This window comes from Delftia acidovorans NBRC 14950 (assembly GCF_001598795.1).
GTDB lineage: Bacteria > Pseudomonadota > Gammaproteobacteria > Burkholderiales > Burkholderiaceae_C > Comamonas > Comamonas acidovorans.
Genome location: NZ_BCZP01000018.1, coordinates 1 through 15,607, shown reverse-complemented (window position 1 = coordinate 15,607; position 15,607 = coordinate 1). Strand labels below are relative to the sequence as shown.

The 15,607-nt window shown below is 68.8% G+C and carries 9 protein-coding genes; 3 read left to right on the top strand and 6 right to left on the bottom strand.

Annotated elements, in window-relative coordinates; genetic code table 11:
* Positions 1–53: 53 nt before the first annotated feature.
* The 5 genes from DA1_RS20825 to DA1_RS20805 form a co-directional block, all read right to left on the bottom strand.
* On the bottom strand, positions 54–1,286 hold the full coding sequence (locus DA1_RS20825) for a VWA domain-containing protein (protein ID WP_034396011.1): 1,233 nt from the start codon (positions 1,284–1,286) through the stop codon (positions 54–56).
* Positions 1,283–3,940, bottom strand: a complete 2,658-nt coding sequence (locus tag DA1_RS31150; protein ID WP_034396013.1) for a DUF5682 family protein — start codon at positions 3,938–3,940, stop codon at positions 1,283–1,285. Before DA1_RS31150 ends, DA1_RS20825 begins: the two co-directional genes overlap by 4 nt.
* 51 nt (positions 3,941–3,991) lie before the next feature.
* Positions 3,992–5,074 carry an AAA family ATPase gene (locus tag DA1_RS20815; protein WP_012206645.1) on the bottom strand — a complete coding sequence of 361 codons (1,083 nt, stop codon included), beginning with the start codon at positions 5,072–5,074 and terminating at the stop codon, positions 3,992–3,994.
* 70 nt (positions 5,075–5,144) lie between these two features.
* Positions 5,145–6,959 (bottom strand): DUF5691 domain-containing protein, encoded by a 1,815-nt coding sequence (locus DA1_RS20810; protein WP_034396015.1) that lies wholly within the window; start codon positions 6,957–6,959, stop codon positions 5,145–5,147.
* The gene (locus tag DA1_RS20805) at positions 6,956–8,401 is read right to left on the bottom strand and encodes an SWIM zinc finger family protein (RefSeq protein ID WP_034396017.1); all 1,446 of its coding nucleotides are present in this window, start codon (positions 8,399–8,401) and stop codon (positions 6,956–6,958) included. Before DA1_RS20805 ends, DA1_RS20810 begins: the two co-directional genes overlap by 4 nt.
* A gap of 477 nt (positions 8,402–8,878) precedes the next feature.
* Here DA1_RS20805 and DA1_RS20800 point away from each other — a divergent pair, with 477 nt between their 5' ends.
* Positions 8,879–10,198: a putative DNA modification/repair radical SAM protein gene (locus tag DA1_RS20800; RefSeq protein ID WP_034396020.1), complete on the top strand. Its 1,320-nt coding sequence runs from the start codon at positions 8,879–8,881 to the stop codon at positions 10,196–10,198.
* A 15-nt stretch (positions 10,199–10,213) separates the two neighbouring features.
* Positions 10,214–11,053, top strand: a complete 840-nt coding sequence (locus DA1_RS20795) for a TIGR03915 family putative DNA repair protein (RefSeq protein WP_034396023.1) — start codon at positions 10,214–10,216, stop codon at positions 11,051–11,053.
* A 78-nt stretch (positions 11,054–11,131) separates the two neighbouring features.
* Here the strand turns inward: DA1_RS20795 and purL are convergent, their stop codons facing one another.
* The gene (purL, locus tag DA1_RS20790) at positions 11,132–15,166 is read right to left on the bottom strand and encodes a phosphoribosylformylglycinamidine synthase (protein WP_034396027.1); all 4,035 of its coding nucleotides are present in this window, start codon (positions 15,164–15,166) and stop codon (positions 11,132–11,134) included.
* Positions 15,167–15,343: 177 nt separating this feature from the next.
* Between purL and DA1_RS20785 the strand changes: the two genes are divergently transcribed.
* Positions 15,344–15,607 (top strand): M24 family metallopeptidase (locus DA1_RS20785; RefSeq protein WP_155737661.1); only part of this gene is annotated, 264 nt, incomplete at its 3' end.

The window sequence follows — 15,607 nt, the reverse complement described above, 5'->3', positions numbered from 1 at the left end:
CATGTAGGAGATGCCCGGCGGCCAGCCCGGTCACGGGGCCGACCGGCCGTCCGTCACTTGCTGGTCTTGAAGCCCTGCCCTGCCGCCCAGGCAGCCACGTCGTCGCGGCGGATGGCGGCGGCCATGAGCTGCGGAAAGGCGTCCGGCGTGCAGGCAAACGACGGCACGCCCAGCGCGGCCAGCTTGGCGGCCAATTGTGCATCGTAGGCAGGCGCGCCTTCGTCGCTGAGCGCCAGCAGCGTGATGAACTGCACGCCCGACTCCACCAGTTCGGAGGCGCGGCGCAGCAGGCCGCTTTCCACGCCGCCTTCATAGAGGTCGGAGATGAGCACGACGATGGCGTTGCGCGGCTCGCTGATCAGGCCCTGGCAGTAGCCCACGGCACGGTTGATGTCGGTGCCGCCGCCCAACTGCACGCCGAACAGCACATCCACCGGGTCGGAGAGCTTGTCGGTCAGGTCCACCACCGCCGTGTCGAAGACCACCAGACGGGTAGCGACGGCCGGCAGGCTGGCCATGACGGCACCGAAGATGCTGGAGTAGACGACGGAGTTGGCCATGGAGCCGCTCTGGTCTATGCACAGGATGACTTCGCGCTGCGGGCGGCGGACCTTGCGGCCGTAGCCGACCAGGGTCTCGGGCACGATGGTGCGGTAGTCGGGCTGCCAGTGGCGCAGGTTGGCGCGGATGGTGCGGTTCCAGTCGATCTCGGAGTGGCGCGGACGGCGGTTGCGCTGGCTGCGGTCCAGCGCGCCCGAGACGGCGCTGCGCATGGGCTCTTCCAGGCGGCGCATGAGGTCGTCCACCACCTTGCGCACGACGATGCGCGCGGTCTCCTTGGTGTTCTGCGGGATGACGGAGCCCAGGGAGATGAGGTCGGCCACCATGTGCACGTCGGGCTGCACATGCTCCAGCATTTCGGGCTGGAGCATGAGTTCGCGCAGGTTCAGGCGCTCCATGGCGTCGCGCTGCATGACCTGCACGACCTGGCTGGGAAAGTACTTGCGGATGTCGCCCAGCCAGCGCGCCACGCTGGGCGAGGAGTTGCCCCGCCCGCCGCGGCGCGAGAGGCCGCCGTCCTTGTTGTCCTCTTCGTAGAGCGCGGCCAGGGCCTTGTCCATCTCGTCGATGGAGCTGCCCTTTGGGCCCAGCCCGCCGCAGCTGGCCTCGGACGGCTGGCCCAGCACCAGGCGCCAGCGTTGCAGGCGGGTGGTGGGCTGGGGGGCGGTCTCCTGCGGGTCGGCGCCGGCAAGGGGTGCATCGTTCACGGTGGCAGCGGTGTTCATGGCTGGGCCTCCTGCAGGCGGGTCAGCGGTTGCGCGGGCATGTTCAGGCCCAGCAGTTGATCGAGTACGGGAATGGCGAGAATGGCACGCGCCTCGTTCCAGGCGCCGTCGTTCCCATCGCCTGCCGCACCTGCGGCACCCGCGGCACCTGCGGATGCAGCCGCCACGGCCGCACTGCCCTGGCCGCGCCGGGCCTTTTCGCCCAGGCTCTGGCGGTCATGGTTGGAGAAGGCCGAGAAGCTGCGGCGCACCAGGGGCAGGATCTGGGTGAACTGGGTCTCGCCCAGCTGCGCCAGCCAGGCATCGACGGCGCCCCAGATGGCGTCGTCGTGCAGCAGCACCAGGGCCTGGCGGTTGAGAAAACCGTTCAGCCAGGCGGCAGCGTCCAGCGGCGGCACGCCCAGCGAGAGATTGCGGCCCAGTTGCGTGGCCACGGCCTCGCTGTCCAGGCGGTGGGCATCGAGCAGCAGGCGGCAGGCCGCGCCGCGCAGCAAGGCGGCGCCCGCGTCGCCCATGGCAATGCTGCGCAGGGCGCCGAACCAGGCTTCGCGCGGCTCCTCGGCATCGCGCAGGCGCAGGGCCTCGTGGGCCTGCAGCACCGTGGCCTGCATGTGTCTTGCAGCGTCTTCATCCAGCGCCATGCAGGCCAGGGGCAGGCCGATGGCGGCGCGCAGCGCCATGCTGTCGATCACCGTGGCCAGGGCCTGGGTGTCGGTCTGGCGCACGCTGCCGTAGCGCAGCACATTGGCCAGCGGCGGCAGCGCCTGCATGAGCTGGGAAACATCGCCGGTGCTGGCCGAGCGGTCAGCCAGGTCGTGCATGAGGGCATCGACCAGGTGCGGCAGGTCGGCCAGCAGGGCGTCGTCGATGGTCTTGGCCAGCTCGGGCAGCGGGGTCTCGGGCGTCAGCGCCTGGCGCACCTTGGCGGCGGCGGCCTGCACCAGGGTGCCGCCGTAGCGGCTGGCCTCGATGATGCGCACGGCCAGCTCGGGCTCCCACTGCAGCTGCCAGCTTTCGCGGAAGGTGCCGCGGTTGCGCTGCTGGTCGGTGGTGACGCTGCCCCACTCTATGCCCAGCAGGCGCAGGCGGTGCAGGAAGTGGCTGCGTTCGCGGTCCGTGTCCTTGCGCAGGTCCAGGGCCAGGACCTTGGCGGCCGCCTCTGGCTTGAGGCGCAGGCTTTTTTGCTGCTGCTCGATGTCGCGCTGCAGCGGCACCTGGGGCACGTCGGCGGGCACGCCGCCGATGCGGTCGCCCACGCTGAGTTCGCGCTCGATCAGGCGCAGCGGCGTGCGCTCGCCCATGCTGATGACGGTGACGATGGCCTCGTCCAGCTCGGGCAGGCCGGGGCTGGCGTGGCCGCGCAGGGCCGCCAGGCTTTCGGCCAGGCGCGTGGCCTCGATGATGTGGGCGCTGGAGCAGTCCAGGTCCTTGGAGCGCAGCAGATGGGCCACGCGCGCCAGCCAGCCGACGGTGCGCTGGGTGCTGGCGCGTGCCGGGTCGGCAGCAGGTGCGGACTGAGACATGGACTCGGGCACAGGCTCGGAGCAGCGCCACAGATGTTCATACCAGCCCGGCGAATCCACGCCCGCGCCATAGCCGCTGGACGAGCACAGGTTGCGGTAGGTCCAGGGTGCCCAGGTGGCCTGGACCTTGGCCTTGGGCAGGCCCTTGAGCGTGGCGGCATCGGCCTTGGCGGTGACCTGGGCCTGCAGGGCCGGCACATGCCATGCGCCGCAGACCACGGCAATGCGCTGGTGGCCGGCCTTGACGGCCTCGCGCATGCACTGGCGCATCCAGGCTTCGCGCAATGCCTCGCGCTGGGCGTGGCGTTCTCCGCGCACTTCGTTGGGCAGCTCGGCGCGCACCACGGTCATGGCTTCGGCAATGCCCTCGAACAGGGTGGCGCCGTCGCCGCGTTCCTCGACCATGCGGTTCCACCAGCTTTCGCCGTCGGGGTAGCCAGCGGCCTCGGCCAGCAGGTCCAGCGGATCGTGCCAGTCCTGCGGGGACGGTGCCGAGGGATCGACGGCCAGGTCGGCAGCCGGCACGGACTGCGTGGTGTCGTCGCGGTCCAGGGCCTCGGCGGCATTGCTCTGGAGCTGGCTGCCGTCTGCCGCAGCGGCGACCGAGTCGGAGTCGGAGTCGGAGTCGAAGTCGGAGTCGAAGTCGGAGTCGGAGTCGGAGTCGGAGTCGGAGTCGGAGTCGGAATCGGAGCCGGTGTCGGCATCTGCATCCTGGCCTCCATCGGCCGCATCCGCGCCTGCATCAGCTGCATCTGCTGCCGCCGCCTCGGCCCGGCGCCGCTCCTGCTCGGCCATGTCCAGCGCCATGCGGTGGGTCTGGGGCAGGTCGATGAAACGCGTGGCCACGCCCTGGCGCGCCGCCCATTGCAGGGCCTGCCATTCGGGCGAGAACTCGGCATAGGGATAGAAGGCGGCATGGGCCGGGCTGTCCTGCACATAGACCAGCATGGCCACGGGCGGCTGCAGGTCGGCATGCTGCAGCATGGGCAGCAGGGACTCGCCCTCGGGCGGGCCCTCCACCAGCAGGCAGTCGGGCTGCAGCTGCTCCAGGGCCTGCAGCAGGCTGCGCGCGCAGCCCGGGCCATGGTGGCGGATGCCGAAGAAATGAAGCGGATTGGCAGAGGTGGCCATACAGGGGATGCGCAGAGGGTGCGGTCGGTCAGCGGTGCGGGACTGGGGGCTTCAGAGCTGCTCGCGGCAGGCGCGGTACAGATCCTTCCAGTCGCTGCGCTCCTTGACCACGGTCTCCAGGTATTCCTTCCAGACCACGCTGTCCTGCACCGGGTCCTTGATCACGGCGCCCAGCAGGCCCGAGGCCACATCGCCCGCGCGCAGCACGCCGTCGCCGAAATGCCCGGCCAGCGCCATGCCGCTGTTGATGACCGAGATGGCCTCGGCCGTGGACAGCGTGCTGCTGGGCGACTTGACGCGCACGGTCTTGCCGTCTTCGGTCTGGCCGTTGCGCAGCTCGCGGAAGATCTGCACCACGCGGCGCACTTCCTGCAGGGCCGGCGGCTCGGCGGGCAGGGCCAGGGCGCGGCCCTGCTCGGCCACGCGCTTGGTGACGATCTGCACCTCTTCGTCCTGCGATGCCGGCACGGGCAGGATGACGGTGTTGAAGCGGCGCTTGAGCGCGCTGGACAACTCGTTCACGCCCTTGTCGCGGTTGTTGGCCGTGGCGATGACCGAGAAGCCCTGCACGGCCTGCACTTCGCTGCCCAGCTCGGGCACGGGCAGGGTCTTTTCGGACAGCACGGTGATCAGCGTGTCCTGCACGTCGGCCGGGATGCGGGTCAGCTCTTCGATGCGGGCGATCTTGCCCAGCTTCATGGCATTGACCAGGGGGCTGGGGATCAGCGCCTTCTCGGACGGGCCGTGGGCCAGCAGCTGGGCATAGTTCCAGCCGTAGCGCAGTTGCTCCTCGCTGGTGCCGGCCGTGCCCTGCACCAGCATGGTGGAGTCGCCGCTGACGGCGGCCGACAGGTGCTCGGACACCCAGGACTTGGCCGTGCCCGGCACGCCGTATAGCAGCAGGGCGCGGTCTGTGGCCAGGGTGGAGACGGCGATTTCCATCAGGCGCGGATTGCCGATGTACTTGGGGCTGACTTCAAAGCCGTTGCCGAGCTTGCCGCCCATCAGGTACTGGAGCACGGCCCAGGGCGAGAGCTTCCAGTTGGGCGGACGCGGACGGTCGTCCACCTTGCGCAGGGCTTCGAGTTCTTCGGCGAATTGCTGTTCGGCATGCTGGCGCAGGACTTGGCTCATGGTGTGCTTCCGGGAAGGGGTAAGGGTTGGATTCGGTTCGGTTCGGGGTATGCGGCAGGACGGGCGCGGCTCAGGCCGGGCCGCGCAGGGCAACAAAGGCCTGGTGCAGGCCCAGGCGCAGATCGACGATGCGCTCCAGATGGCCGCGCATGCGCTCTTCATCCCAGGGCCGCACGCGGCTGCGTTCGAGGCGCGCCTGCTGCTGGGGCGTGAGGGGAATGCTTGCAGGTGCGGCAACTGCAGCGGCTGTGGCGGCAGCGGTGGCCGTGACTGCTGCTGCAGCTGCTACGGATACCGATGCCGATGCAGATGCCGCGCCGGCATCTGCCGCAGGTTCGGTCTGCGGCTCGGGCTCAGGCTCGGGTTGCGCATCCAACACCGAGGGCTTGCGCCAAAGGTCGGCAAAGCGCTCCAGCGCGGTCACGTCCAGCATGCGCGCACAGGACAGCAGGGCCTGGTCGGCGCGGTAGCTGTGCCAGTTGCCCGTGATCTGCTTGCCGCCCACGGCCACGTGCAGTGCCTCGGTCAGCCGCGCCGACAGCGCGGGCGAGAGCAGTTCGGCGCCGCCCAGCGACTGGGACATGCCTTCGATGGCATCGATGAGCTTGTGCCTGTCGCGCTCGAACTGGGCAATCCAGCGGGACTCGCGTTCCTCGCGGGACAACCGGGCCATGAGGGCGGGCAGGAGCGCGTCGTGGCGCATGTCGCGGCCCATGGTCTGGGCGGCATCGATCCATTCCACGTCCAACTGGTACTGCAGGGCCCGCACCCAGCCCTGGCGCAGCGAGGACTTCCAGTCGCTGCGCCGGCTCCACTCCATCACTTCCAAGGGCGTCAGGCCCAGGGCGCGGGTCCAGAAGGACACAGGCGTGAGCTGCACCATCTGCTCGAGCAGCCAGGCCTTCTTGCCGCCACGGTGGTAGGCGTCGGGCTTGAGCGTGATGCCGTCGCGCTCCCATTCCTTGAGGCCTTCTTCGGGAGGCTCCACGATCCACTGGCCCTTGTCGTCCTGCTGCAGCATGGACTGCATCCAGCCCATGACGCGCTGGCTGTGCGCGCTGTCCGGCAGGCACGAGAGCATTTGCGCGGCGTTCTCGCGGATCTCCTTGCTGCGGTCGGACAGCAGTTTTTCGAGCAGCGGCTCATCGTCCATGCCCAGCCCGACGGCCAGGGCCTGGACCAGGGGCAGGCGCTCCTTGGCGCCCAGCTCCTTCAGGCTGCCTTCCAGCCGCGTGCGGGCCTTGGCGGCATCGGTTGCGCGCTCGCTGCGCAGCAGGGCCACGCGCTGCTCCACCGAGCCCTCCTGCCAGACCAGTTCGGGGTCGGCGGTTTCCTCCACGCCGCTGGCATAGCCCCATTGCGGGTTGAGCGTGCCCAGCCAGCGTCCGCGCTCGCCCAGCACGGGGGCCAGCCACTGGCGCAGTTCCACGGACTGGCGGCCCTGCTCCAGCGCAGGCACCAGCAGATCGTGGGGCAGGCGCTGGCCGGCCTGGTCCAGGGTGCGCAGCATGGAGGCCTGCAGCTCGAACGGGCCGTCCTTGAGCACGTCGCCCATCAGGGTGTGCAGGCGCGCATCGGCAGGCGCGGTGCGCGACTCCGCAGGCGCGGCGGCCGGCACGGCCAGCGGTGCCGTCAGGCGCACCTGCGCGCCAGGCTGCCAGCCGGCCCGCTCGAACACGGCCGCCACGGCGCTGGCGCGCAGCAGTTGCTGGGCGGGCGAGTCACCGGCCACATCAGCGCGGGGCAGCAGCGCGGCCTGCACGGCCTGCTGCGACCCGCTTGCGGACGGGTCCACGCCCGAAGCCAGCGCAGGCGGCACGGCCAGCCGGTCCGAGCCGACCATGGCCGATTGCTGCAGCGCAGCCCAAAGTTGTGCGTTGCTCATACCGGATCACCCTGGTTCTGCCAGATACATTGCTGGGCGGTTTCACCCTCGCGGGCCTGCCAGGCGCTCAGCAGCCGCCAGCGGCCCACGGCCGGGCCGGGCTCCCATTCGCCAAACAGCTGCATGGGCGCACCGCCGCTGAGCGCCAGCAGGCGCCAGGCCTCGGCATCGTCAATCGCCACGGGAACGGGCTGCACTGGCGCCGCCGTGCCAGGGGTGACCGGCGATGCATCCAGCGCTTGGGGCCAGGCCGCGAACCACTGGCCCTGGGCGGGCACCAGCCGCAGCCGGTCCTGGCACAGCGGCTGCGTGGCCTGCAGCGGGTTGGCGGCAATGCGCTGGCCCAGCCGTTGCAGGACGTCGCCCACGGCCGAGGTGGCCAGCGGGCTGGCGCCATCGGCAGGCAGCGCAGGCCCGTTGCCATTGGCCGCAATGGCGCGCAGCGGCGCATGGCCCGGATAGAAATTCAGCGCGCAGCCGTAGCGATGGCCCGGCACCCAGGCCGATTCAAAGCCGCGGCCGCCCTGCGCATAGTCCAGCACCAGGGCCATGCGCCCCGTGCGCTGGCCCTGCAGCCAGACGCGCCGCTCCATGAGCCGGCCTTCGCGCTCGATCATGCGCAGGCCGGCCACCAGCCATTCGTCCTCGACCAGTTGGCCCCTGGCCTGCACCTCGGCCTTGTCCATGGGCCAGCCCAGCGCGGCCATCACGTCGGCCTTGACCTCGGGGCTGAGCGATTCGCGGCGGCGCACGGCGTCGATGATCAACTGCCAGTGGCCCAGCTGCACCAGCATGTCGCGCGGCCAGTCTCGGTGGCTGTCCACCAGATCCCGGCAATCCTTGATGCGCGCCGCCATGCCCGTGGCCTGCGCATCGACCATGCGCGCGGCCATGTTGTTCCAGCGCTGGCGCATCTGCGTGTCGCTGGCCTGGTTGGCCAGGCCCGCACGCACCATGTCCTGCATCCACAGCGACAGTTCCTGCAGGCCGGCTTCGACCTTGTCCCAGCGCTTGTCTTCGCGCCTGGCCTGCTGTTTGGCCGCGACCTCGGGATCGGGTGGCGGCTCGGCCGCTGCGGCGGCAGCCTTGGCCTCTTTCTTCTCGGCCTTTTCCTGGCGGCTGTCCAGCCAGGTCTGCACCCAGGCGGGCGGATCAACGCCTTCGGGGACTTGCCCGCCGGCACGCATCAGCATCAGCGCCAGCCCGTGCTTGCAGGGGAATTTGCGGCTGGGGCAAGAGCATTTGAAGGAAGGCCCCGACAGGTCCACCTGGGTCTGGTAGGGCTTGCTGCCGCTGCCCTGGCATTCACCCCAGACCGCCACATCATTGGCGCCCATGGCGGGCCATTTGGCGGGCGATTGCAGGCCCTTGGCGGCCTTGCTGGATGAGGCGTCCGGCGACAGCGCCAGCACTTCGCTCTCTGTTCCTAATACACGCGACACCGAAGCTCCCTCTCCAAGTGTTTGTCATCGCCGGGCGCATTGAATGAAACGGCACTGCCCGGCAAACCTGAAAGCCTATCAGCAATAGTTATCGGCAATTTGAAACAATTCACAACAACACCCAGCCTCTCTCCCATGAATGGGGAACCCCATGGCGCGCAGCCAGCTGCGCTATATCAGCGCATGCATTGATGGCACCAAGCCATGCCAGCCTTCTGGCATTGTGAAAGACGCAGGAGACACGCATTCACCATTTCCTGCGATGCACATCGCCACCGATTGAAAGCAAGCACTCATTCCGCACTGAAAACGGTTTCATTCCATTGCACTGGCAACCATTGCAATCCGCTGGCCATTGCGATAGCCCGACAGTGCGCTCGACCCGCAGCCAGGCAAGGCCGGACCAGACCCTGGCTGGGGGATGGGCTCTCAGAAAACCGGACGTGCCATGCAAATATACTGTATATTTATACAGCAATGGAGCTGCAACGCAAACTTTTCATCCTCGCCGACGCCGCCAAGTACGACGCCAGCTGCGCCTCCAGCGGATCGCAGGGGCGCGACTCGCTGGACGGCAAGGGCATGGGCTCGGTCACCGGCATGGGCATCTGCCACAGCTATGCGCCCGACGGGCGCTGCATCTCGCTGCTCAAGATCCTGCTGACCAATGTCTGCATCTTCGACTGCCGCTACTGCATCAACCGCAAGAGCTCCAACGTGCAGCGCGCCCGCTTCACGGTGACCGAGGTGGTGCAGCTGACGCTGGACTTCTACCGGCGCAACTGCATCGAGGGATTGTTCCTGTCCAGCGGCATCATCCGCTCCAGCGACTACACCATGGAGCAACTGGTGGAAGTGGCGCGCCGCCTGCGCGAGGAGCATGACTTTCGCGGCTACATCCATCTGAAGACCATCCCGGATGCCGCCCCCGAATTGCTGGCCCAGGCAGGCCGCCATGCCGACCGCCTGAGCATCAATGTGGAACTGCCCACGGCCAGCGGCCTGGCGCAGTTCGCGCCTGAAAAGGATGGACAGCGCATACGCCAGGCCATGCAGGGCGTGGACCGGCATGTGCAGGCTTGGCGCGCGGCCACGCGCGAGCAGCGCCAGGCGCAGTCCCTGCCCGGCGCGCCCGCGCAGCGCGCCGCCGTGCCGCGCTTTGCGCCGGGCGGGCAGAGCACGCAGATGATCGTGGGCGCCGACCGCGCAACCGATGCCGACATCCTCGAATCCAGCCACACGCTGTATGCGGGCTACGGCCTGCGCCGCGTGTACTACTCGGCCTTCAGCCCCATTCCCGATGCCTCGCGCGATCTGCCGCCGCAGGCGCCGCCCCTCATGCGCGAGCACCGGCTCTACCAGGCCGACTGGCTGATGCGCTTTTACGACTACGGGGCGGGCGAGATCGCGGCGGCCAGCCGCCACGGCATGCTGGACCTGGAGATCGACCCCAAGCTGGCCTGGGCACTGGCCAACCGACAGCAGTTCCCCGTGGACCTCAACCGTGCGCCGCGCAGCCTGCTGCTGCGCGTGCCGGGCCTGGGCACGCAGACGGTGGACCGCCTGCTGGCGGCGCGCCGCGTGCGCAGGCTGCGGCTGGACGATCTGCTGCGGCTGCGCGCCCCCGTGCAAAAGGCCCTGCCCTTCGTGCTGATCGACGGCCACCGGCCCCTGCTGGGCGAGACCGACTCGGCCGCGCTGCGCACCCGGCTGATCGCGCAGTCGCAGGCCAGCCAGGCCCAGGCACGGCACAGCGGCATGCGCGTGCAAAGCGCGCTGCAGGCCAGCCTGTTCTAAAGCCTGGAGCACGCCATGCAAGCACAGGCTCTCACCATCGAACTCGACAGCCCCGACGACTGGCCCGGCTTTCGCGCAGCCTGCCGGGCGCTGCTGGCCCATGGCGCCGACCCCGCTGTGGTGCGCTGGCGGTGGCCCGACACGCGGGGTGCGCAGCAACTCGGCGCGGGCGTGGACCTGTTTTCCAGCGCGCCGGAACAGGCCATGCCCGCCTCGGCACTCGCCGGGCTGGCCGGCCCCGGCGAGGCAGGGCTGTCCCTGTCTGACACCCAGATGTCCGCGCTGCGCCATGCCTGCATGCACCACGCGGCGGGCCGCTTCGAGCTATGCCACCGCTGGCTGGCGCGCATGCAGGCCCGGCCCGAACTGCGGCTGGATGCGCTGGATGCGGACTGGCGCGCCATCGAGGCCCTGGCCCGCCCCGTCTCGCGCGAGATCCACAAGATGCACGCCTTCGTGCGCTTTCGGACGACACAGCGGCAGAACCTGCCCGAGCTGCACATCGCCTGGTTCGAGCCCGAGCACCACATCGTGCGCGCGGCAGCGCCCTTCTTCTGCAAGCGCTTTGCCAACATGCACTGGGCCATCCTCACGCCGCAGTGCAGCGCGCACTGGGACGGCCATGCGCTGCGCCTGGCGCCCGGCGCGCGCCGCAGCGATGCCCCGCCAGCCGACGCGGGCGAGGCCCTGTGGCTGACCTACTACGCCAGCACCTTCAACCCGGCGCGCCTGAAGGAGCAGGCCATGCTGCGCGAGATGCCGCGCCGCTACTGGCACAACCTGCCCGAGACGGTGCTGATCTCCACCCTGGTCCAGCAGGCCCGCGCGCGCACGGCGCAGATGCTGGCGCCGTAACGGCAGCCGCCAAAAAGAAACAGAAAAAAGAAAAGGCCCCGAAGGGCCTTTGTCTGCTTTGCAGCGTCGCTCAGTGCATCAACCCAGCCACTTGCGGGCGTTGCGCCACACGCGCATCCAGGGGCTGAATTCCGACTTGTCGCCGTTGGTCCAGCTCATCTGCACGTTGCGGAACACGCGCTCGGGGTGGGGCATCATGGCCGTGAAGCGGCCATCGGCCGTGGTCACTGCCGTCAGGCCGCCGGCCGATCCGTTGGGGTTGAACGGGTACTGCTCGGTGGCCTTGCCGTGGTTGTCCACATAGCGCATGGAGGCGATGGCCTTGTCCGCATTGCCGCGGAAGCGGAAGTTGGCAAAGCCTTCGCCGTGGGCCACGGCGATGGGCAGGCGGCTGCCGGCCATGCCCTGCAGGAACAGGCTGGGCGACTCCAGCACTTCCACCATGGACAGGCGCGCCTCGAAGCGGTTGCTCTGGTTCTGCGTGAAACGCGGCCAGTCCTGGGCACCGGGAATGATGTCGGCCAGCTCGGCAAACATCTGGCAGCCGTTGCACACGCCCAGGCCGAAGGTGTCGCTGCGGCCGAAGAACTGCTGGAACTGCGCGGACAGGCTGTCGTTGAAGGTGATGGAGCGCGCCCAGCCGATGCCGGCGCCCAGCGTGTCGCCGTAGCTGAAGCCGCCGCAGGCCACCACGCCGGCGAAGTCCTGCAGCTGCGCACGGCCGCTTTGCAGGTCGGTCATGTGCACGTCCACCGCGTCGAAGCCGGCTTCGGTGAAGGCGTAGGCCATTTCCACATGGGAGTTCACGCCCTGCTCGCGCAGCACGGCCACGCGGGGGCGCGCGCCCAGGTTCAGGAAGGGTGCGGCGGGGTTCTCGGCCGGGTCGAACGTCAGGTGCAGGTGCATGCCGGGGTCGGCAGGCTCGCCGGCTGCGGCGTGCTCGCTGTCGGCGCAGGCCGGGTTGTCGCGCTGCTGGGCAATCTTCCAGCTGACGGCATCCCAGACCTGGTGCAGGTCGCTGAGCGAGGCGCCGAAGACGGACTTGGCATCGCGCCAGACCTGCAGTTCGCCCTTGCCCGCATCGACCTTGGACGAGACGGGGCGCGTCTTGCCGATGATGTGGCTGCAGGTGGACAGGCCATGCTCGCGCAGGGTCTGCAGCACGGCGGCGCGGTCTGCCGTGCGGATCTGCAGCACGGCGCCCAGCTCTTCGTTGAACAGTGCGCGCAGCGTCATGTCGTCGCGGCGGCCGCTGATCTGGGAGGCCCAGTTCTTGCCTTCGCCCGAGTCCATGCGGCTGTCGCTGATGCCGTCACCTTCGGTGACCAGCATGTCCACGTTGATGGCCACGCCCACATGGCCGGCAAAGGCCATCTCGGCCACGGTGGCCAGCAGGCCGCCGTCGCCCTTGTCGTGGTAGGCCAGGATCTGGCCCTTGGCGCGCAGGTCGTTGACGGCATCGACCAGGGCGATCAGGTCCTTGGCGTCATCGAGGTCAGGCGTTTCATTGCCGGACTGGCCCAGCACCTGGCCCAGGATGGAGCCGCCCATGCGCATCTTGCCGTGGCCCAGGTCCACCAGGACCAGGGTGCTGTCGTCTTCCGTGGCGTCCAGCTGGGGCGTGAGCGTGCCGCGCACATCGTCGATGGAGGCGAAGCCCGTGATGATCAGGCTGACGGGCGAGGTCACCTTCTTGACCTGGCCGCCCTCGTTCCACTGGGTGCGCATGGACAGGCTGTCCTTGCCCACGGGGATAGAGATGTCCAGCTGCGGGCACAGCTCCATGCCCACGGCCTTGACGGTGGCGTAGAGCGCCGCGTCTTCGCCGGGCTCGCCGCAAGCCGCCATCCAGTTGGCCGACATCTTGACCTTGGACAGCTCGATGGGCGCGGCCAGCATGTTGGTGATGGCCTCGGCCACGGCCATGCGTCCCGACGCCGGGGCGTTGATGGAGGCCAGCGGCGTGCGCTCGCCCATGGCCATGGCCTCGCCCTTGAAGCCACGGTAGTCGGCCAGGGTCACGGCCACGTCGGCCACGGGCACCTGCCAGGGGCCGACCATCTGGTCGCGGTGCGTGAGACCGCCCACGGCGCGGTCGCCAATGGTGATCAGGAAACGCTTGGAGGCCACGGTGGGGTGGGCCAGCACGTCGATCACGGCCTTTTCCAGAGGCACGCCGGTCAGGTCCATGGGCGGCAACTCGCGCTGCACGGTGGCCACGTCGCGGTGCATCTTGGGCGGCTTGCCCAGCAGCACGTTCATGGGCATGTCCACGGGGAACTTCTGGTCGCCCGAGGCCACCGCCGTGTCCTCCAGCACCAGCTGGCGTTCTTCCGTGGCCGTGCCGATCACGGCAAACGGGCAGCGCTCACGCTCGCAAAAGGCCTTGAACTCGGCCAGCGATTCGGGAGCGATGGCCATCACATAGCGTTCCTGGCTTTCGTTGGACCAGATTTCCTTGGGCGCCAGGCCGGATTCCTCCAGGTTGACGGCGCGCAGGTCAAAGCGCGCGCCACGGCCCGCATCGTTGGTCAGCTCAGGGAAGGCATTGGACAGGCCGCCGGCACCCACGTCGTGGATGGCCAGGATGGGGTTCTTGTCGCCCTGGGCCCAGCAGTGGTTGATGACTTCCTGGGCGCGGCGCTCGATCTCGGGATTGCCGCGCTGCACGGAGTCGAAGTCCAGCTCGGCCGCGTTCGTGCCGCTGGCCATGGAGCTGGCAGCGCCGCCGCCCATGCCGATGCGCATGCCGGGGCCACCCAGCTGGATCAGCAGGGTGCCGGCGGGGAATTCGATCTTCTGAGTCAGCTCGGAGTCGATCACGCCCAGGCCGCCCGCGATCATGATGGGCTTGTGGTAGCCGCGCATCACGGCATCGGCACCCACGCCGACCTGCTGCTCGTACTCGCGGAAATAGCCGGTCAGGTTGGGACGGCCGAATTCGTTGTTGAAGGCCGCGCCACCGAGCGGGCCCTCGATCATGATCTGCAGCGGGCTGGCGATGTGCTCGGGCTTGCCCACTTCGCTGCCCCACAGCTTGGAGACCGTGAAGCCCGACAGGCCGGCCTTGGGCTTGGAGCCGCGGCCCGTGGCGCCTTCGTCGCGGATCTCGCCGCCCGCGCCGGTCGATGCGCCGGGGAAAGGGGAGATGGCCGTGGGGTGGTTGTGCGTCTCCACCTTCATCAGCACGTGGTTGACGGCCTGCTTCTTCTGGTAGCTGGGCGCCTTGATCTTGTCCAGGGCCGCCTCGAAGGTGGCGACGAAGCGCTCGACCTCATGGCCTTCCATGATGGAGGCGTTGTCCGAATAAGCCACCACCGTGTGCTGGGGCGAGACCTGGTGCGTGTTGCGGATCATGCCGAACAGGCTCTTGTCCTGGGCCACGCCGTCGATGGTGAACTGGGCGTTGAAGATCTTGTGGCGGCAGTGCTCGCTGTTGGCCTGCGCGAACATCATCAGCTCCACGTCCGTGGGATTGCGCTTGAGGCCCTTGAAGGCATCGACCAGGTAGTCGATCTCGTCGTCGGCCAGGGCCAGGCCCCATTGGCGGTTGGCAGTCTCCAGCGCGGCGCGGCCGCCGCCCAGCACATCGACGAACTCCATGGGAGCGGCGTCCAGGGCGGAGAACAGTTGCTCGGCCTCGGCGCGCGTGGCGAAGACCGACTCGGTCATGCGGTCGTGCAGCAAGGCGGCGATCCGTGCAGTCTGCTCGGCCGAAAGCTCAGGCGCGCTGCCCAGCACATTGCTCAGCAGCCCGGTCTTGAAGGCGATGCGGTATTCGGTGATGCGCTCCACGCGGAACACGCCCAGGCCGCAGTTGCGGGCAATGTCCGTGGCCTTGGAGGCCCAGGGGGAGATCGTTCCCAGGCGCGGCGTGACCACCAGGGCGGCACCGTCGGCCGGGCCTTCATAGGGGTCTCCATAGGTCAAGAGCGCCTGGAGGCGCTCTTGCAATGCGGGCGTGGGTGCGGCGTCCGTGGCCACCAGGTGCACGAAGCGCGCGGCAATGCCGGTGATTTTGGGATGGATGGAGACCAGTTCGGTCAGGAGCTGCTGGGCGCGGAACGAGCTGAGAGCGTTTCCACCCTCCAACTGTGTCAGATGCAAGGTCACGTGGCGGCCTGTTGGGTGAGGAGGCTTGTGAAAAGCGCCCTGCGGCCCCGCCCTCCGGGGGCTGGCTGCAAGGCGCTGAATCGGTGAGGCCGCTATTTTACCGGGCTGAGCCGTCCCGATGGCGACAGCCGCCCCTTACCCCTGCACGCCCGAAGGCGCAATGGGATAATTGCGGGCATGAGCATCACCATTAAGAGCGCTGAAGACATCGCAGCCATGCGCGTGGCCTGCCGCCTGGCTTCGGAAGTGCTGGACTACATCACCCCCCACATCAAGCCCGGCATCACCACGGCCGAGATCGACCGCCTGGGCGCCGAATGCATGGCGCAGCAGGGCACGGTCTCCGCCACCATCGGCTACCAGCCGCCCGGCTACCCTCCCTACCCCGGACACCTGTGCACCTCGGTCAACCATGTGGTCTGCCACGGCATTCCCAATGAC